The sequence below is a fragment of the Salegentibacter maritimus genome (assembly GCF_016236915.1).
Taxonomy (GTDB): Bacteria; Bacteroidota; Bacteroidia; order Flavobacteriales; family Flavobacteriaceae; genus Salegentibacter; species Salegentibacter maritimus.
The window spans coordinates 41,106-60,716 of record NZ_JAEHOK010000007.1 but is presented as its reverse complement, the minus strand read 5'-3'; the positions used below and the strand labels follow the sequence as shown (position 1 = coordinate 60,716).

Here is a 19,611-nt window from a genome sequence, read left to right as displayed (position 1 = left end):
TACAGGAACATTTTTCCGTAAATGTAATTCCAAATCTGTATATCTAAATTTCTTTGCTGGCTTGTTTGCCGGTAAAGTAAGGCTTTGCTATTCACTGGAAAATTTCAATTTTAAAAGGCGAAATTTCCTGAGATAGTAAACTACGTCGGGACCGGCCATCAAGGCACTCTTTGGAATCAAATTTTTAATTTTAAAGCAAGCCCAGGATTATATAATCCCAGTTATGGAGTAAAACCTCAACAGGTATAATCCTTTTTTTCATTAGAATAATTCATAAATCTGTATTTTTAAACCTATTTAAAATAAAAGAAAATGAAAAAACTACTTTGGTTAGTTTTTATACTTATTATTGGGTTTATAACACTGGTATATTTTTCGGTTTCCAGCACAGATAAAGAATTTGAAACGGTCACTATACAAGATTTTGATGATCTGGAAAACATAGATTTTCGAAGATATGATTCGGTAGAAGTTGCTGCCAGTAGCTTATACAAAGCAAATGAACTTAAGAATATCATGCAGGGAGCGAATTACCGTGAAGCCTGGATCAGCCCGATAAAAGTTCCGGTACTTTTTCTGGACAGCCTGTATGGGGGAATGAAGATCGTAAAAGAAGGTGGCGGCACACAAACCCACTCGCTTCGCTTAAAGGATAAAAACGGATTTTTATATTCCCTACGCAGTGTTAACAAAGATCCCTCTACCCACGTTCCAGAGTGGGCTCGCAACCTGGGTCTTAAAAATATTGTAATAGACGCCATTTCGGCTTCGCATCCCTATGGCGCAATTCTGGCAGCATCTCTTTCTGAAAAAGCAGGAATTTTGCACACCCATCCCAAAGTAGTTTTTGTGCCGAAACAGGAGTTTTTAGGAAAACAATACAATGAAAAATATGGAAATCGTTTATTTCTGCTGGAATATGAAACCGAAGGCAAAGAGAACTGGACAGACTATAAAAATGTATATCAAATCTTAGACACCAAAAACCTGCAAGAATTAAAAGAGGAAAATCCGAAAAAGGTTTCCATAGATAAAAATGCCTTTGTAAGAGCGCGTTTATTCGATATGCTCATTGGCGATTGGGATCGCCATACCAAGCAATGGGGCTGGGTAGTTCAAAAGGAAGGCAAAAACTTTAAAGCTATACCTTTGGCTGGAGATCGCGATAATGCTTTCTTTAATTTAGGCGGTGTAATTCCCGGGATCATTTCCAATAAAAATATTGAGCCAAAAGTAAGACCTTTTGAAAAAGAGATCGAGCATATGCCCGGGTTGGTTTATCCTAATGATATTTATTTCCTTACCAATACCCCGGTTAAAATCTTTATTACGGAAGCAAAAAATCTGCAGAACCTATTAACCGATGAAGCCATTGCCAATTCATTTAAAGTTTGGCCAAAAAATATTGCTAAACAAAGCAGCAAAGAGATCACTGAAAAAATAAAATCCCGTAGAGATAATTTAGTGGAATATGCAAAAGAGTTTCAACGAATTATAACCGAAAGAGAATTACTAAACAAACCTCTTAAAGGCTCTGAAGACATTGAAATAAGTCCAGGATTAATGAAATGTTTTGAGTGTAGTAATTAGTGACGTCATTGCGAAGTGGCGATTAGCGGTTCTCGGTTATGAGTTATCGGTTATGGGTTGTTTTGTCATAGAAATTGAAGTGACGGAAGGTATTAACTCTTCACTTTTAACAATTAACTCATCAATACCCACTTTTCACTACAAAAGATTGCTGCGCTCATTTTATTCACTAAATGACGGTAAGTCCCAACCTCCATTATCAAATCTCACTTAGTGAGTTAATTCACAATAATATTGGTTTTGTCTACTCCGCTGTTGCCTGTTAACGGATCAAATGCATAAACAGTAATGGTATAATAAGCTTTGTCTAAGTTTATTGCTGCTTCAAAAGTACTGGGCTTGTCTGTTGGTTTCAATGTGATTTCCTGGGCTTTCTGACCTTCTCCTTTTATTATAGCTTTCACTTCATATTGATTGGCATCCCATATACCACCTTCGGTTACGGGACAGCCACACATCATTACAATATTTGCTTTAAGGTTTATTTTGCTTGAAGATTTAATTCGCTCGTGGGTTTGGGGGGCAAGAATATCTACCACAAAACCCGGAACATCCAGTACTACCCCATCGCCTGTTATATTTTTACCTGGTATTGCCCAAAGTTGTGTACTGGAAACTACCCTGGACTGCTTTTTATTATAAGGAGCATGGGCTTCTACGTTTATAAATGTAGGTTCCTCGATAGAAAGCACCGCTTTAAAGCCTGCGGTCTTTTCATCGGTAATATTATCGTAACGCTTATGGGGAGTTTTAAGAATAAGTTCTGTATTTCCAGTACTTCCCGTGGTAAAACCCTGATCCAGGATTTCGCCCGTTTCAGCATTGCTCACAATAATTTTAGCACCGCCAATAGAGCTTCCTATAAATTTTGCATCTTTTGCCAAAGCTCTTACCATAATTGTGGTTTCTTCTTGTGCCACCAGGCTTCCGAAACTACATAAAAAAGCACTTAACAAACCAATAAAGCTTAATCTAAGTTTCATAAATTTATTTTTCTCTAAAATACAAAATGAAAAATAACTTAAAGCACTATTTCCTTTTCACCCATATCTTCCAGTTTCAAATTTAAAGGATCGTTTTTATAACGCTGAGCATAGACTTTAATCGTGTCTATTTCCTGAAGATTTAAATCGTTATCTGTATTATCTTCTACAAGTTTTAACCAGGGCAGTTCCCCCTTAAAATTATATTCCCCTATTACCATAAAGGGAGTTCCGTTTTGAACAATCACATCACTTTCCAATTTCCACATATTGGCCCATTGGTAGATAGCTTGCGCATCCTCCCGGTACATTCTTACACATCCATGACTGGCGGGATACCCCGGAAGTGTATACTCATGGGTGCCTATACCTTCAAAATTCATAAAATTAAAATAATAAGGCAACACCCAGGATTCGTCTATGGTACTTATTTTTCGCTTTGCTTTATAATTTCCATAATAAAGACCTGAAGGTGTACCTGTGCTTTGTTTGCCGGTACTAACCGGACCCCATCGCAATAAATCGCCATTTTCATAAAGCGCAAACGCTTGTATACGCTGCGAGATCAATACCGTTTTTTGTATAGAATCCAGCAAACTTAAAGTTGAGGGAAATGGGGAATACAAATTTATATCAGCTATCAGCGAATCAGGAATTATTAATTTTGAACCCGGTTTTATTCGGTGTTCATCAATTCTATTTAGTGCATACACCAATTTTCTTTCTGTTTTAGACAGGCTAGATTTAAGACTGTCTAAATGTTGCTGATTGGAAATAGAGTCTAAACTGTAAGTTATTTTAAAAACCGGTGGTTCTAAAGAAATAGTATCTAATTGAACAGGTGCCGTTTCTTCTATTTTTTCTTGTTTATGTTGATTACAGGCCTCAACAATGATGATAAAAAGGCCCAAAAAGAGCCAATTTGGTTTTATGTATTTTTGCTTCAATTCGTATAGTTTTAATTCAGGTTCCCGGTAGGATATCTCTTTGGGACACTTAACGAAATTAGGCAGTAAGCTTAATTTTCACTGCCAAAAAAGCGTTAAGAGTTTGTTGTTGGTTTGGTAAAATAAGTTGGTGGTTCTTAGTTTTGAGTTGTCGGTTGTGAGTTATGGGTTGACGGTTTGTCAAGTCTGGGGTTTGTTGTTTTTTGCCACGAATACACGAAAATTTTTTGTTTCTTCAATGCGAAGCAGCGTTAGCCATTGTGGCAAGCTGTGCTTTTATAATTCCAGGTTTGTTACTAAGTGGAGAGCGTCAATTCGAGTGGCGGTATTTGCGTGCAAACGAAAATAACGGCGTACCGAGAATCTTGTGAAGTGGGAACTAAAAACACTTCTCGATATATCCCGACTCACGTCTAGAAACTAGAAGTAACAGCGTGTTCGCAATCACGGTAATCTGCAAACTGTAACTGCCAACTACTTACCGCTTACCGAGCCCTACCTACTAACAATCACTCGTTTTACAACAATGCCTTTGTTGGTGAAAATTTGCAGGGTGTAAACCGATTCGGCCACTGCTTCGATGCTCATTCGGTAAAATCGGCCACTCACATTATAATTTTGCTGTAGAATGTAACGCCCCCGGGAATCGAAAACACGTACCTTTTCTACCGTCATACCATCGGGGGTCACAATGGTAAAAATACCGTTATTGGGGTTTGGATAGATAAATAAAAACTTTAAATCGTCTGGAGTTTTGCAAGCTTCTCCATTTACCCTCACTTCAATATTTTTAGTAGCGATATTACCGTTTATATCTTCCACCTCAACATTTATAGTGTTGGAGCCTACATCTTCACAGCTAAAAACCGATTTCCCGAAACGATAAACAAACTCCCGGCTACAATTATCCTGCACTAAAACATCGTTTTCTTCTAAATAAGCAAAACCTTCAGCATCCAGACTAAGTTCTACCACGTCTGTAATAATCTCTGGGGCGATTTCATCCCGCACTTCTACACTAATGCTACAATTCCCGGTTTGTGCACCAGAATAATCCAGTTGAACAGAAACCTTCCCCACATCCTTACAGTTAAATCTTAACTGACTTGCTTCCAGGGTTATTCCACTTGTATCTCCGGTATAAAGCTCTTCCAAGCCTAGGCCGGCCTCTCCGTTTTCATCTAGATAAACCACTATGCTCTCGCGGCATTCAAAATTGCCCGAAGCTTCCTCTACTACTTCTACGGTAGTTTCACAGGAATCCATATTTCCGGCTTCGTCGCGTACAGTCAAAATTATAGGTACTTCACCAAGATCGGCGCGGGTAAATTCGGTCTGACTTAAGGCCATGGAAACAATCCCACAATTATCGGTAGAATTGTTATTTAGGTCTTCGGGAGCTAAAGTGGCATTGCCGCTATTGTCCAGATACACTTTATAATCTATTTTACAGCTTGCTACCGGAAAAATATCATCTATTATAAAAATATTGGTGGAACAAGTACTGCTTAAACCGGTTTCAGGATCGGTTGCTGTTAAAATAACATCATTTGCTCCTAAATTAGTACAGTCAAAATTCACTTTATCTGCAGTTATTATCAAGTTACCGGGCTCGCCAACCAAAAGATCCCCGGGATTTAAAACTGCCTGTCCGTTTTCATCAAGGAAAAGCTCGTGGTTTACACAATCTATTTCCGGTGCGTTGGGGTTTACTTGAGTTACCGTAATCGTAAAGTTACAGGTTACACTTAAGCCTGCGTCATCAACTACTTCAAATTCAACCTTATAAGTTCCTTCCTGAAATTCACTTCCCGACTCAGGCCCGGAAATCAATTCTGGAACAAGGTTTTGGCTGCAGTTATCTGAAACTACAGGTAAATTGTAATATATAGTTATTGAAGTATCTCCTTCAGGAATTTTCTTAGTGATATTTTGGGGACAAGTAATTATTGGCGGCGTTTCATCAACTAATTCAAACTGAAGCTCGCAAGTTTCAATAAGTTGACTTCCCTCTAAAACCTCAACTTCAACATTTAAAATATTATCAATTCGGTTTTCACTTACCGAAAAATCTAAATCATCGAAATTCTCGGTTTCAATTATATCGGTCCAATTGGGCAATTCATAATCGCAGTTTTGGTCTAAAGAAAGAGGTGCTAATTCTGCATTCGAAGGGCAAGTTACTTCGGGCTGAGCCTCAGCCTGACTTACCGTAATTGTAAAATCACAGGTTTCCGTATTATTTGCTTCATCTGTCACTTCAAATTCAATCTTATAAGTTCCTTCCTGAAATTCACTTCCAGACTCAGGCCCAGAAATCAATTCTGGAACAAGGTTTTGGCTGCAATTATCTAAAACCGAAGGTAACGTGTAATTTATCTCTATCGAATCCTCTCCAGCTGGAATTTTCCCAGTAATATTTTGGGGACAAGTAATTATTGGCGGCGTTTTATCAACTAATTCAAACTGAAGCTCGCAAGTTTCAATAAGTTGACTTCCCTCTAAAACCTCAACTTCAACATTTAAAATATTATCAATTCGATTTTCTGTTATTTGAAAGTTTAGATCATCAAAATTTTTAGTTTCAATAATTGCCTCAAACTCCGGTAATCGATAATCGCAGTTCTGGTCTAAGGAAAGAGGGTCAAGTTCAGAATTAGAAGGACAAGTTACTTCGGGATCTACTTCATCCCCCGGAAGAATGTTTACTTGAGCAATACAAGTATTCGTATTGCCATTATTGTCAGTAACAGTTAAAGTAACATTTTTAGTTCCGGTTTCGGTGAAAACAGAAGGAGAAATATCCATTTCTGCTATTTCGCAATTATCGGTAGAACCGCCATCAATTTCTTCGGCTGTAATCGTAACTTCTCCATTCTCTAAAGTGAAATCTAATCCGCTTTTACATAATGCGATTGGATTTTCTGTATCGAAAGATGGAGTGCGATTAAAAAATTCTAGTGAGAAATATAAATTAGTGGGTATAAAGAATCCAAGACTTACACCCTCCACATCCGAATTCAGCACAATCATTTTCGCACAATCATTGAAAGCAATGTCAAGAGGAAATTCTAATCTATCTTTTTCAATTCCTACTGCATTTAGAGATTTATCGAATATTCTAATAAAAAAAACTTCTTTCTGAATCCCTTCATAAATATCTCCTGCAATTGCAATTGCATCGCCCGCATCAGAAATTGTCAAAAATTCAATAAAATCAACTCTCCCAGAATATTCAACTATGTGAATAAAATCAAATTTATCAATGACAATGCTACCTGGAGAATCTATCCCGGGCATAACACCTTGATAGTCTAGATCAGAATTAAAAATTAAAACCTGCGGATTACCATCCCCCGCCTGACTTATAAAAACTCTTTGATTAGAATCTACAGCTACGCGATATGGTGCTTCAAGATTTTCATCAGTTCTATCAATTATTCCTCCGATAGAATCATAAATACTTAATCTACTTAAAACTTGATCTTGTTCTGGCCCCTGTTTTGCATCATTATATTCGGCAACATAAATATTATCTTCATTATCTATAGCTAAACCAACTGGTCTGTAAAAATCCGTAAAAATCGTTCGAAGATAATTTCCCTCAGGACTATAAACTTTAACTTTCCCATTATCCTCTCCATCATCTTGAGCAAAGTAATCCGCAACATAAACATTACCTTGACTATCAATTTCTAAATCTAGTGGACTTTCAAATTGATTGCCTGGAATAAATACTTCAGGACTTCCACCCTCTGGATTTCTTTTTTTTACACCGTTTCCAAAAGTTAAAATATAAATAATCCCAGAAGAATCTATATCTGAAGCAACTACAATATCGTCTGTAATTAGATTTGACAAACCTATACTTGGTAGATTTATATCATCATACCAGTCATACTCGGGTGGTGTAGTTTCAGGATGCTGCCCAAAGCCAAAACTAACATTCAATAAAAAAATAAGTAAAAAAAGTGCTATAGAAAGACTGCACGGCCTTAGCCGAAAAGAAAAGCCGGGTAATGTAAAGTAATCGTGTTTCATAGCCGGGTATTAGCACCTCCGGCAGTAAAGATAAAACTTGTAATGGGAAAGCTTAAAAAATAACGTTAATTCTACGGCTTTCCGTAATTTAAAAGCAGCCGAAAACCGCTCTCCGGGCATAGCGCGTAAAGTTTAACAAAAAATCCCGGGGAGGAAAACAATGAGAGCAGCCTTTTTGCTTAAGACTCTTCGTCTAAATATCGTCATGCTTAATTGCATATCCGTTCAGGCATGCTAGTTACAGAGCCTACCACGAATTCTTTCGGCGATCTAACATGTTAGAATCCCTATCAACTTAGATGCTGAAATAAATTCAGCAAGACGATAGAACGAAACATGTGACGCCGAAATAACTCAGCATTACGATAAATCTTAAATGGACGAAAATATACATTTACGCCACTCTCATTATTCCCGGAAACTGAAAAAACCGCCTTGCCTTATGCTTCGGCGTTTTCCTGGTTTTTTACCACCAACCTAAATCCTTCGCCGTGAATATTTAAAATTTCAACATTCTCGTCTTTTTTAAGGTATTTACGCAGTTTGGCGATATATACATCCATACTTCTGGAAGTAAAGTAATTATCGTCTCTCCAAATTTTGGTAAGTGCCAGCTCCCTTGGCATCAAATCGTTTTCGTGCAGGGCCAGCAAACGCAACAACTCGTTCTCTTTTGGAGATAGTTTTTGTGGTTCTTCCTCTTTAAAAGTTAAGAACCTTAATTTAGAGTTTAAATGAAACGAACCAATTTCAAATTCAAACTGCTTAGAGTCTGCCACACTATCTGTAGCTTTGCGCTGCATAATGGCTTTAATCTTCATAAGCAATACTTCACTATCAAAAGGTTTGTTTAGGTAATCGTCTGCTCCTACCTTATAACCTTTAAGTACATCTTCCTTCATCGCTTTAGCGGTTAGGAAAATAATTGGAATATCTTCGTTTTTCTCCCTTATTTCCTTAGCCAGGGTAAAACCATCTTTGTAAGGCATCATTACATCCAGGATACAAAGGTCGAAATCGTCTTTTTTAAACTTTTCAAATCCTTCCATTCCGTTTTTGGCATGCGTTACTTCGTAATCGTTCATCGCCAAATAATCTTTTAAGACCGTTCCAAAGTTTGGATCGTCTTCTACTAACAAAATTTTCTTGTCTTCAGTTTCCATATATTTAAGATATTAGAGGTAATTTAATTATAAATGTGCTTCCTTTTCCTTTTTCGCTTTCCACCCAAACCTGTCCATGATGGTCTTCTATAATTCGCTTGGCATACGCCAAACCTAAGCCGTGGCCTTTTACATTATGGATATCTCCGGTATGTTCGCGATAAAATTTTTCAAATATTTTCTTTTGAACCAACTTAGACATTCCTATTCCCTGATCCCGGATTTTTAGAATGATGTAGTTCTTAACATTTTCGGTATAAATATCAATTTTGGGGCGATCGTCTGAGTATTTTACAGCATTGTCCAGCATATTAACCATTACATTGGTAAAATGATCCTGATTGGCCAAAATTGAAGAGCGTAAGGCTCCAAAATGGGTTTGTACATAACCGCCGCGATCTTCTACTATAAGTTCTATGTGGGTAATGGCATCTTCCACAATTTCATGTAACTGCAGCCTTTCTTTTTTAAGGTCCAGCTCGTTTTTTTCAAGTTTGGAAATGCGCAAAACATTTTCTACCTGGGCGTGCATACGTTTATTTTCGTCACGAATCATTTTAAGATAGCGCCTTTTCTTTTCTTCATCTTCGCTAATCTTAGGGTTTTTTATCGCATCTAAAGCCAGGTTAATCGTGGCGATAGGTGTTTTAAATTCGTGGGTCATATTATTGATAAAATCGGTTTTTATCTGGGAGATTTGCCGTTGTTTTATCAATTGCGATAATGCGCTGGAATACGCAACTACAATAATTAGGGTAAAAATTATAGAAAGTGATGCCATTAAAGTTACCGAAGAGAGCACTACTTTTTTCTTTTCGGTGAAATTAACCAACAACTGGTAATTGCTATTCCCAAGGTCGTCTGCAAAAAGTGGCACACCATAGGTGGCCGGGTGGCTAAGCGAAAAATCATCGCTATGCAAATTTGTAGAAATACTATTGCTATAAACCCCATACTCAAACTCTGATGCTATCTCACGATTGCTAAGCTCCTGGGCAAGTAGCCTTTCTATAGTTTGTTCACTTACCCTTTGGTGCAAAGGCAACTTACTGGTATGATCGGCTATATATTCTTTCAACAAATTTTTCTCATATTCGTCCATTCGAATAATACGCTCTATTTGCTGCTGTGAACTTAATTCCCGCCCATCTATTTTATTGCGACTGTTTACAATTTTGGTCACTTTTTTATTGATAAGCTTGGTGAACGGAATACTATCCCTTGCCGATTCTATAAAGCTGGAAGAAACCTTATAATCTTCCTCTAAAATAGCATCTGAATGAAAAAGGGTTTGGTTTCTTAATTTATTCTGATTTACGTAAGAATATTCGGTAACGGTAGAAGATTCTAACCGACTATTGGTGCTATCGGCATCCTTAAATTTAATCCAGTAATCTTCAATTTCCTGATTTTGAATTTGGTTTGCCACGCGCAAAAGCACCTGTTTAACGTCGTAGGTAAATTGTGCTTCTTTATCATCTACAGTACTCTTAATCCAGTATCCCTGTACGAAAATAATACCTATTAGGGACAGGCTCATTAAGATTACAAGCAGTAAAAAAAGCTTCTTATTCATGTGCCCAAAAGTAATATTTTAACATTTAGGGCGTCAATCGTTTAACCAAATGTTAACAAAACTTCTGCTAATTTTTACCTCGTTTTAAGATAATCTCATGTAATTCGTCAACCCGGCTTCTGGTAAGGGTTAAATCGTGGTTTTCAATTTCAAAATCAGCCAGTTTTCTCTTCTGCTCATCGCTCCATTGTTTCTCCATTCGTGCTTCAATTTCAGAAATAGTACTTTGGTCACGTTCCTGCAATCTTTTAAGCTTTTCTTCTTTGGTTGCGGTAACCAAAATATTTATATCGCATTTTTTATATCCACCTGCTTCAAACAGAATCGCGGCTTCGTAAATTACATAAGCGGCCTTTTGTTTACGTTGCCAGTTTTCAAAATCTTTTGCTACCGCCGGATGGATTATTTTATTTAAAGCTTCTAATTTTTCTGAATCCTTAAATACTACAGAAGCAATGTACTTGCGATTGGGAGCAGTATCGGTGTAAGCTTTTTCTCCTATTAATTTTATTACATGTTCCCTTATTTCTGCTGAAGTTTCCAGCAGGCGTTTCCCGGCATCATCTGCAATATAAATCGGCACGTTTTTCTCTTTAAAGAAACCCGCCACTGTAGTTTTCCCACTACCAATACCGCCTGTTAGCCCCACTACCATCATCTTTTTATTACAAATTGAATTTTACGTTCGTTAAGTCTAAGGTTTCTAACAAAAGAGGGGGACTTCGCAATACTGGCAATTATAAAGTCATCTCCCTCACTTATATCATTAAAATCGCAAACCACGCTAAAATCTTCGGGTTTTACCATTTCATATTGCTTTAAATTTACCTGAAAATATACCAGAACCTGTTTGGGAAATATAGAGATATTGGTATTCTCAGGTAGGTTTAAGACTGTTACCGGAACTTTAACGCTGCCTTCCGTAAATTTTTCTACCTCCTGGCTATAGTTCACTTTTGTGGTATAAAAGCTAAGCATCCCAAGCTTAGAAGTATCTACTCTCACACTACCCGAAACATCAGTTTTAATATTGCTCACCTGTAATTTCACCGTTTGCAGGCTCTGTAAAGTATCAATAATGTTTTCGGGGCCGCTTACTTTTATAGAATCAGGAGTTAGTTTTATCTCTCTGCTAGCCGAATAACCTACTGCATAACTTAAGTCTATCCTGGGCTTTATCTTTATCTTTTTTACTTTTTTAGCTTGATATGCTATGGCGATACTTTCCTGTAAAAACCGGGCTTTTTCGAAATTAATATTAACCTGGTCTTCCAGTGTCTCCCGGTTAGCTTCAAAGTTATAAACCAGGGCCCCATTCTGCTCTAAGGCTTTTCCAAGATCCAGTTCTACCCTGGGCTTAAAAAGTTTATAATACCAAATAGCAAAACCCTTATCCTGAATCCTTAATTTTAAAAAGCCGGGTCTTTCTTTAGTTATACTCTTGTCTAAAGGAATGTTTACATAAGAAACCGGAATGTCTATTATTTGCGTATACTCTTTAGAAATTTGCACTGAAAACCATATAAAAGAAGAGAACAGCAAAAAGAACCCAAAGGTCTTTAGGCTAGATTTTTTTACAGAAATTCGTTTAAATTCTATGTTTTTAAACATTTTTAAAGAATAAATTCGGAAATTTTAATTGAGGGTCTTTTTTTAAAATTTGAATATACCAAACCGACGTTATAAAACCGTACCCATAACCAAGAAATTGTACCAATGTAGCATAAACAGCCAAAAAGCCAATTTCTAAACTTCTATTTTTAATAGCAGCGTGGGTGGCTATAAGTACAAAATATAAAACATATAATAGAAATAACCACCAAAATCCGAATTTTAAAATCAAAATAGCAAACAAAAGCCCAAATGCAAAAACCGCCGGGAACCAATAGGTAATCCTGGCAGAACCTTTATGCCACTGGTTAAGGATTGGTCTTACCAGGCCAAATTTTTTCACCTGGATATAAAATTTAGACCAGTCTATACGGCGTTTATGAAAAACCACAGCTTTGGGGATAAGACAGAGTTTAAAGCCCATTTTTTTTAGCCGAAGTGAAAGATCGGGATCCTCGCCCGGATGAATTTGTCCAAATCCGCCTGATGCTTTAAAGGCTTTTTGGGAAATTCCCATATTAAAACTCCTGGGCTGAAAATTGTTCACCGAAGATTTTTTACCCCTAATCCCCCCGGTAGTAAAAAAGGAGGTCATGGCATAATCTATGGCTTTTTGGGTTTTGCTAAATGAAGGGTGTGAAGCGTCTGGTCCACCAAAGCAATCACAATAATTTTTCTTAAGGAAACTATCTATTTCCTGCAGATAATTTTGTGGTAATAAAACATCAGAATCTAAAATAAGAAAGTAATTCCCTTTGGCTTTTTTCATTCCAAAATTTCGGGAATCGCCGGGACCGGAATTCGGTTTAAAATAATAACTAATAGACAGCTTATCCTGAAAATCTTCTACGATTTTTTGGGAAGAAATATTAGAGCCGTCTTCCACAATAACAATCTCAAAATCTCGTGAAAATTTAAGCTTAAGCATGCTTTCCAACAACTCCCTCACCTCATCGGGGCGATTGTACACGGGAATTACAAAAGAATAATCCGGGGCCATGCTTTAAATAGAATTTGAAGATTTTTAATTAAATATTTCTTCTTAACGTCACCATTAACTTTTTTCAGAACCTGCTCCGATTTCTATCGGAGGTATAAGTTGTGAGAACTTTTATTCAAACTAAACGCTGAAATAAATTCAGCGTGACCTTAATTGTGAACTCTTTATTCTAAATCAATATTACGCTGAAACTACTTTTCTACTTAGCCTGAACTGGTTTCAGTGCTTTCTCCGATTTCATCGGAGGTCTAAGTTGAGCAAAAGCGCATATCACAATAGGTGCTGAAATGAGTTCAGCATGACGTTGTTTTTTTCGTCATTCTGAACTTGTTTCAGAATCCAGGTTGAGTGGAGTTCCCATCATATTAGACCCTAAAACAAGCCCACCTGACCCATCGGGTAGGTTCAGCATGACATGAAAAAAAAGTCACCCTGAACTTGTTTCAGGGTATAGGCTTAGTTAAAAACCCATACATAAAACAAGTTCAGCGCGAATAAATTTTATTTTTCCTCCTGTCCTTTAATAAAAGACTCCATAACTTCCTGGCTTACGCCCATATTGGCAAAACCACCATCGTGGAAAAGATTTTGAAGAGTAACTTTTTTAGTAAGATCAGAGAAAAGGCTCACGGTATAATCGGCACACTCTAACGCGGTTGCATTACCAAGTGGAGACATTTTATCGGCATAGGCGATAAATCCGTCAAATCCTTTTACACCCTGTCCTGCAGTGGTTGGGGTTGGGGACTGTGAAATAGTGTTCACTCTTACTTTGTGATCTTTCCCAAAGAAATAACCAAAGCTGCGGGCAATAGACTCTAAAAAGGCTTTATTATCGGCCATATCATTATAATCGGGAAATACACGCTGTGCGGCCATATAGCTAAGTGCTACAATACTTCCCCACTCGTTCATCGCTTCTTTCTTGTAAAGTACCTGCATGGTTTTATGAAAAGACACCGCAGAAATATCCCACCCCTTTTGGGTGAAATCGTAATTCTGCTCTGTATAATGATTTCCTTTTCTTACGTTTACCGACATCCCAATAGCGTGAAGTACAAAGTCTATTTTCCCACCCAGGATTTCCATAGATTTTTCAACCAGGTTTTCCAGATCTTCCAGGTTAGTAGCATCAGCAGGAATAACTTGCGAACCGGTCTTTTCGGCCAGTTTATCAATAGTGCCCATTCTTAACGCAATAGGAGCATTGGTAAGCACAAATTCCCCACCTTCTTCTTTCACTCTTTCGGCGGTTTTCCAGGCAATGGAATTTTCATCTAAAGCGCCAAAAATAATTCCTTTTTTTCCTTTTAACAGGTTGTATGACATAGTGATATATTTTTTCGTGGTTGTTAGCTTAATTACCTCAGAGAAAACTCAAAAAGGTATTTGTAATGATAAATATTAAATTTCGAAGCAAGCCTCAAAGTGCTTTAGCTCCCAATTTTGCGGTAAAGATAGCAAAATTACAATCAGCCCATAGTTTTAATCCAGAAGTGCTCTTGCATGTGCCATTGCCGACTTTCCAATTGTTGCCCCACCAAGCATAAGGGCTAGTTCTTCAATTCTTTGCTCAGCTTCTAATTCCTTAATTTTAGTGGTTGTAGCATTGACTGAATCTTCTTTAAAAATTTTAAAATGACTATTTCCCTTACCGGCAATTTGCGGCAGGTGAGTAATAGCAATTACCTGCATAGAATTCCCCATACGCTGTAAAATACCGGCCATTTTTTGCGCTATGTCACCGGAAACCCCTGTATCTATTTCATCAAAAATAATAGTAGGAAGTTTACTTTGGGCCGCCAAAATACTTTTTACCGCCAACATAATCCTGGAAAGTTCCCCTCCGGAAGCTGCTTTTTTAATTTCTTTAAAATCACCACCTTTATTAGCTGCCAGGTACCAGAATAATTCGTCCCTGCCATTCGCTAGAAAACCGCCTGCTTTTTTAAGTTCTATTTTTAAACGTGCGTTTGGCATTCCCAGGTCGTTTAATAAAAATTCTACTTCTTTAATAAAAGTAGGAACGATGGCTTTTCGTTTTTCATGAAGCTTATCGGCAATAGCGCCCAATTTACTTTCCTGCTTAACAATAGCCTTTTCTATTTCAGAAAGCGCATTTTCGGCATTTTCACTTACAGCTACTTTTTCCTGCAATTCCTCTTTTATCTGTAATAATTCGGCGATATTTTCTGCGGAATGTTTTTTCTGTAAATTATAGATCACCTGAAGTTTTTGGTTGGTTGCTTCAAGCTCTTCAGGATTAGCCTCTATATTTTCTAAAGCCTGGCTTAGTTCGCCTGAAAGATCATCTAATTCAATAATTACACTTTCAATTCGCTGATGAAAATTTTCATAATTTGAAGATAAACCGGCTATTTTAGACAGGGAAGCTCGCGTCTGTTTTAAACTATCTAAACTTCCAATTTCCTCCTGTTCTAATAAATTTAAGGCCGAACTTAGGTTTTCGGTTAGCTCTTCCACATTGCTTAATTCTTCATAGCGGGCTTCCAGTTCTTCCTGTATTCCTTCCTCTAAGCGCGCTTCTTCAAGCTCGTTTAACAAAAACAGGTTATAATCATATTCTTTGGTGGCCTGCGCCTGCTGCTCTTTTAAATCCTCAAGCTTTTTTTGAAGGTCTTTGTATGATCTACGTTCGGTTTTATACTCCAATAATAAAGCATCACTATGGGCAATGGTATCAATTACCTGAAATTGATAATCGTTATTACCCAAACTTAAAGTTTCGTGCTGACTGTGAATATCTATTAAATACTGCCCAAGTTTTTGCAACGAAGTTAACTTTACCGGCGTATCGTTTACAAAGGCCCGGGATTTTCCCGAAGACAAAATTTCGCGCCTAATAATTGTATTTTCCTCATAATCCAGATCTGCCGACTCGAAGAAATCTTTTAATCTGTAATTAGCAATATTAAAAGAGCCTTCTATTACACACTTTTTATCTGTGTCCCTAATACTACCATAATCGGCGCGGTTTCCTAAAAGGAGGCCAAGTGCACCCAACATAATAGATTTACCGGCACCTGTTTCGCCTGTAATTATCGTAAAACCTTCCTGAAGCCTAATATTTATATCTTCAATTAAGGCGTAATTTTTTATAGATAGAGCTGTAAGCAATGTAAACTAAATTTTGGCTAAATATAAGGGAGAAATTATTCCCAATCAACAATAAACTTTTGGATTGATTCCATAAGTTTTGGTAACTCTAAGAATTTGAATTAAACAGGTTTTAAAAATAAAAATCTACCTAAATTAAGATTATAAACTTAAAAAGCCTATTGCAGGTTTCTCCAATTTCTGGAATAACGCGGAGCAAGACCACTTAAAGTTTCTTTAAAGCCAGGGCGGTTAATATCTGGCCCATCACTAAAAATCTGACTAATTTCATCGGCTTTGGCATCAAAAAGGCTCCTTAGTAGCAAAGAATTTGCCCGTCGGGAATTCATAGTGTTTAAGCTTTCTATCGCATCGGCAATAGCTATTTTCCCGGCTTCAGGATCTTTATGCATTACATCTAATCCCTGGCGATGATATTGGTATAAAGCAGTACGATATTCGGTAAACATATTAGAAAGCAAATCGGAATTCAACCTAAAACGCGAGTTTTGGCCATCGGCACCGTTCCAGCCTGTCCTTCCGCTTTGTTGCGCTGTATTTACAATTTGATTAGCTTCCTGGTAATAATCGGTTCCGCCCTCTTTAGCAAAAGTATCGGCATCCAAACCTAAAATAGTATACACATAAAAAGAAACCACAGAAACCAGATTATTGGAAAAAGAGTTCTGACTATAATTTAACGGCTCATATTCCCTGTAATTAAAACTGAATTGATTATCGTTAAAATTAAAAACAGGGCTAACCATATTAGTACCATATACCGGCCTTGAAGATTGCACCTGGATGGTACCACTAAACGATTCGCCTTCAAACTCGTTTATAGTAATAAACATACTACAATTAATACGTTCTCCCGGTTCAAATTCTTTACTGGTCCAGGAAGTTTGATTTACAAATTCCCGTAGTGAGTTCTCTAAAGTTCTAAAAACAGAAAGATTGCTTTGACCTGTTTGTTCGGTATTTATTACTATTTCGCAATTGAGCTCCTGGGCACGGGTAGAAGTCATCCCGGCAAGTAAAAAAATAAAAAACAGAAAGTTACGCATCTAACAAATGTACAATTTCATTTATAATATCAGCAGCCACTTCTGCCTTGGATTTAAGATCAAAGGCTTTTTCTGAATCTTTATAGACCAAAGTAACTTTATTCGTGTCTTTTTTAAAGCCGGCACCGGCATCATTCATAGAATTAAGCACAATAAAGTCTAGATTTTTCTTAAGCAGCTTTTCTCTTGCATGCACAAGTTCGTTATTGGTTTCCAGGGCAAAGCCAATAAGTTTTTGATGGGTTTTCTTTTTACCCATAGATAAGAGAATATCCGGGGTTTTGGTAAGCTCCAGGCTTAAATTCTCATCGGCCTTTTTAATTTTTTGTGTAGCTACATTTTTTGGGGTATAATCTGAAACCGCAGCAGCTGCAATAGCCACATCAACATCTTCAAAATAATTATGCACGGCGGTATACATTTCGCCTGTACTCACCACACGTATTAAATTAATCCTTGAATCATTAATTTCTAGGTGAGTAGGACCAGAAATTAGAATTACCTCAGCACCAAAATCGGCGGCTTTTTTAGCCAATTCAAAGCCCATTTTACCACTGGAATGATTTCCTATAAAGCGTACCGGATCTATAGCCTCGTAAGTTGGCCCGGCGGTTATTAACAGCTTCTTCCCCTTTAAGGGTAGGCTTTCAGAAAAATAATTTTCTAAAAAATCTATAATCACTTCAGGCTCTGCCATTCTCCCCTCACCTGTTAAACCACTGGCAAGTTCACCTGTTCCTGCCGGAATCATAATATTTTGGTAAGACTTTAAGGTTTCAAAACTATTGGTTGTGGAAGGATGCTTAAACATATCTAAATCCATTGCAGGCGCAAAAAACACCGGGCATTTGGCCGAGAGATAGGTTGCCAGCAAAAAATTATCGCTATTGCCCGAAGCCATTTTAGACAAGGTATTGGCTGTTGCAGGGGCTAGAAGCATAAAATCGGCCCAAAGGCCGAGTTCTACATGATTGTTCCATTGCTCATCTTCATCATCTTCGGTAAAAGAAGAAAACACCTCATTTTTTGATAAAGTAGATAAGGTGAGCGGGGTTACAAATTCTTTGGCAGCCGGCGTCATGATAACTTTTACCTGCGCACCGGCCTTAATAAATAAACGTACTAAAAAAGCAGATTTATAAGCAGCAATACCGCCACTAATACCAAGAAGTACTTTTTTGCCTTTTAGTACAGACATCTTGCTTAAGCTTCTGCTTCAGAATCTTTTGTGTTTCGGTAATAGATTTTACCATCTAACCATTCTTGCATAGCAAGCGCATGTGGTTTTGGAAGTTTTTCATAAAACTTAGAAACCTCTATTTGCTCTTTGTTTTCAAAAATCTCGTCAAGACTATCGTTGTACGTAGCAAACTCATCAAGCTTTTCCAATAATTCCTTTTTGATCTCAGAATTAATTTGATTAGCTCTTTTAGCAACCACCGAAATAGCCTCGTATATATTACCTGTTGGCTCGTCTACCTTGTTTTTATCGAAGGTAATTGTGTTAATTGGTGCGTCTGTCTTTTTAATATCCATCTTTCTTCTACTATTAAAAATTTTGTAAGCGTGATTTTATATCTTCTGCCGAAGCTTCCATTGGCGCCATATATTCGCCTTCCGGATAATATTTTTTATAGGTTTCGTAAAACTCGAGTGCTTCATTAAGGCGTTCTTCCATTAAACTCCTAAAGCTATTAATTGCTAATCTATAGGCAGAATCGAATCTATAATATTGGGCAGATTCCCTAAAAGGAGAACCGGGATTATCGGCCAAAAAGTTTGTAAATGAAGTAATAGCAGCCCTGTAGTTTCCGGCTCTGGCCTCGCCTGTTAAATGATATTGCTTAGCTATTTCGAATTCTTTTTTCTCTAGTTTTATACGCAACTCGGTCGCCATCTCATTGGCCCTATCTACGTACTCCCCTTCCGGAAATGTATTTAAATAAGCCTGTAACTCTGTAACAGCTTTATTAGTATCGGTTTGATCTAAATCATACCTTGGTGAAAGTTCATAAAAGCTTCTAGCCTTTTTATAAGCAGCTTCTTCTACTTTTTCACTATTAGGGTAAGATTGCTGAAAACGCTCAAATTCATAAGAAGAAAGGTAATAATCACCTAATTCGTAATAAGTATTGGCAAATAAGAAACTAAGCTTCTCCCCTTGAGGTTTTCCACGGTATTGCGGAACAATTTGTTCAAACAACCTTAAGGCCTTGCGATACTTACGCTTATCTCCATTTTCCTGGGCTTCGTTATAAAGCTGTTCAGCATAAGAATATTTCTTTCCGCTATCATCGCTTTTAAGTAAGTCCTGATATTCCCCGCAGGATACAGTGAGCATTAAAACTGCTGCTAATAAAATTGCTTTCTTCATCATTTGTAAAAACATCTGGCAAAAGTACATTTTTCTTCAGTATAAAAAAAACTTTGTGCTATAGCCTTAAACAACCTTCTAACTCCCTTTTTATTATATTATGAAGAAAAAAAATAAGTTATTACTGAAAAAAGTAAGACTA

General features: G+C 37.3%; 15 protein-coding genes. 1 reads left to right on the top strand and 14 read right to left on the bottom strand.

Going from position 1 to position 19,611, the window contains the following annotated elements; all coding sequences use genetic code 11:
* Positions 1–312 precede the first annotated feature (312 nt).
* Positions 313–1,590 carry a hypothetical protein gene (locus tag I6U49_RS06915; RefSeq protein ID WP_198628106.1) on the top strand — a complete coding sequence of 426 codons (1,278 nt, stop codon included), beginning with the start codon at positions 313–315 and terminating at the stop codon, positions 1,588–1,590.
* A 218-nt stretch (positions 1,591–1,808) separates the two neighbouring features.
* On the opposite strand, the gene I6U49_RS06910 is transcribed toward I6U49_RS06915, so the two are convergent.
* From I6U49_RS06910 to I6U49_RS06845, 14 genes are all read right to left on the bottom strand, one after another.
* Complete coding sequence (locus I6U49_RS06910) at positions 1,809–2,573, bottom strand: hypothetical protein (RefSeq protein ID WP_198628105.1); 765 nt, start codon at positions 2,571–2,573, stop codon at positions 1,809–1,811.
* A gap of 38 nt (positions 2,574–2,611) precedes the next feature.
* Positions 2,612–3,520 carry a L,D-transpeptidase gene (locus tag I6U49_RS06905; RefSeq protein ID WP_198628104.1) on the bottom strand — a complete coding sequence of 303 codons (909 nt, stop codon included), beginning with the start codon at positions 3,518–3,520 and terminating at the stop codon, positions 2,612–2,614.
* A 495-nt stretch (positions 3,521–4,015) separates the two neighbouring features.
* Entirely contained in the window at positions 4,016–7,561 is a 3,546-nt protein-coding gene (locus I6U49_RS06900; protein ID WP_198628103.1) for an HYR domain-containing protein, read from the bottom strand.
* Between the two features lie 440 nt (positions 7,562–8,001).
* Positions 8,002–8,724 carry a response regulator transcription factor gene (locus I6U49_RS06895; RefSeq protein WP_193711832.1) on the bottom strand — a complete coding sequence of 241 codons (723 nt, stop codon included), beginning with the start codon at positions 8,722–8,724 and terminating at the stop codon, positions 8,002–8,004.
* Positions 8,725–8,728: 4 nt separating this feature from the next.
* Positions 8,729–10,300: a sensor histidine kinase gene (locus I6U49_RS06890; RefSeq protein WP_193711833.1), complete on the bottom strand. Its 1,572-nt coding sequence runs from the start codon at positions 10,298–10,300 to the stop codon at positions 8,729–8,731.
* A gap of 67 nt (positions 10,301–10,367) precedes the next feature.
* A complete protein-coding gene (gene coaE, locus I6U49_RS06885) occupies positions 10,368–10,958 on the bottom strand; it encodes a dephospho-CoA kinase (protein ID WP_193711834.1) in 591 nt (196 codons plus the stop codon).
* On the bottom strand, positions 10,955–11,911 hold the full coding sequence (locus tag I6U49_RS06880) for a YbbR-like domain-containing protein (protein WP_193711835.1): 957 nt from the start codon (positions 11,909–11,911) through the stop codon (positions 10,955–10,957). Before I6U49_RS06880 ends, coaE begins: the two co-directional genes overlap by 4 nt.
* Positions 11,904–12,911 (bottom strand): glycosyltransferase, encoded by a 1,008-nt coding sequence (locus I6U49_RS06875; RefSeq protein ID WP_198628102.1) that lies wholly within the window; start codon positions 12,909–12,911, stop codon positions 11,904–11,906. Before I6U49_RS06875 ends, I6U49_RS06880 begins: the two co-directional genes overlap by 8 nt.
* 501 nt (positions 12,912–13,412) lie before the next feature.
* Positions 13,413–14,240 (bottom strand): enoyl-ACP reductase FabI, encoded by an 828-nt coding sequence (locus tag I6U49_RS06870; RefSeq protein WP_193711837.1) that lies wholly within the window; start codon positions 14,238–14,240, stop codon positions 13,413–13,415.
* Between the two features lie 156 nt (positions 14,241–14,396).
* Positions 14,397–16,049 (bottom strand): DNA repair protein RecN, encoded by a 1,653-nt coding sequence (recN, locus tag I6U49_RS06865; RefSeq protein WP_198628101.1) that lies wholly within the window; start codon positions 16,047–16,049, stop codon positions 14,397–14,399.
* 158 nt (positions 16,050–16,207) lie between these two features.
* A complete protein-coding gene (gene porD / locus I6U49_RS06860) occupies positions 16,208–17,095 on the bottom strand; it encodes a type IX secretion system protein PorD (protein ID WP_198628100.1) in 888 nt (295 codons plus the stop codon).
* Positions 17,088–18,293, bottom strand: coding sequence for a bifunctional phosphopantothenoylcysteine decarboxylase/phosphopantothenate--cysteine ligase CoaBC (gene coaBC / locus I6U49_RS06855; protein ID WP_198628099.1), 1,206 nt, complete (start codon positions 18,291–18,293; stop codon positions 17,088–17,090). Before coaBC ends, porD begins: the two co-directional genes overlap by 8 nt.
* Positions 18,294–18,298: 5 nt before the next feature.
* The gene (locus I6U49_RS06850; protein ID WP_193711841.1) at positions 18,299–18,631 is read right to left on the bottom strand and encodes a DNA-directed RNA polymerase subunit omega; all 333 of its coding nucleotides are present in this window, start codon (positions 18,629–18,631) and stop codon (positions 18,299–18,301) included.
* A 13-nt stretch (positions 18,632–18,644) separates the two neighbouring features.
* Entirely contained in the window at positions 18,645–19,472 is an 828-nt protein-coding gene (locus I6U49_RS06845; RefSeq protein WP_317191850.1) for an outer membrane protein assembly factor BamD, read from the bottom strand.
* Positions 19,473–19,611 lie beyond the last annotated feature (139 nt).

Excerpts from the sequence above, each read along its gene's own strand:
- I6U49_RS06915 (WP_198628106.1), top strand. The coding sequence starts at position 313 with ATGAAAAAACTACTTTGGTTAGTTTTTATACTTATTATTGGGTTTATA.
- coaE (WP_193711834.1), bottom strand. The coding sequence starts at position 10,958 with ATGATGGTAGTGGGGCTAACAGGCGGTATTGGTAGTGGGAAAACTACA.
- coaBC (WP_198628099.1), bottom strand. The coding sequence starts at position 18,293 with ATGTCTGTACTAAAAGGCAAAAAAGTACTTCTTGGTATTAGTGGCGGT.
- I6U49_RS06895 (WP_193711832.1), bottom strand. The coding sequence starts at position 8,724 with ATGGAAACTGAAGACAAGAAAATTTTGTTAGTAGAAGACGATCCAAAC.
- I6U49_RS06845 (WP_317191850.1), bottom strand. The coding sequence starts at position 19,472 with ATGATGAAGAAAGCAATTTTATTAGCAGCAGTTTTAATGCTCACTGTA.
- I6U49_RS06870 (WP_193711837.1), bottom strand. The coding sequence starts at position 14,240 with ATGTCATACAACCTGTTAAAAGGAAAAAAAGGAATTATTTTTGGCGCT.
- I6U49_RS06875 (WP_198628102.1), bottom strand. The coding sequence starts at position 12,911 with ATGGCCCCGGATTATTCTTTTGTAATTCCCGTGTACAATCGCCCCGAT.
- I6U49_RS06850 (WP_193711841.1), bottom strand. The coding sequence starts at position 18,631 with ATGGATATTAAAAAGACAGACGCACCAATTAACACAATTACCTTCGAT.
- I6U49_RS06900 (WP_198628103.1), bottom strand. The coding sequence starts at position 7,561 with ATGAAACACGATTACTTTACATTACCCGGCTTTTCTTTTCGGCTAAGG.
- porD (WP_198628100.1), bottom strand. The coding sequence starts at position 17,095 with ATGCGTAACTTTCTGTTTTTTATTTTTTTACTTGCCGGGATGACTTCT.
- I6U49_RS06910 (WP_198628105.1), bottom strand. The coding sequence starts at position 2,573 with ATGAAACTTAGATTAAGCTTTATTGGTTTGTTAAGTGCTTTTTTATGT.
- I6U49_RS06890 (WP_193711833.1), bottom strand. The coding sequence starts at position 10,300 with ATGAATAAGAAGCTTTTTTTACTGCTTGTAATCTTAATGAGCCTGTCC.
- I6U49_RS06880 (WP_193711835.1), bottom strand. The coding sequence starts at position 11,911 with ATGTTTAAAAACATAGAATTTAAACGAATTTCTGTAAAAAAATCTAGC.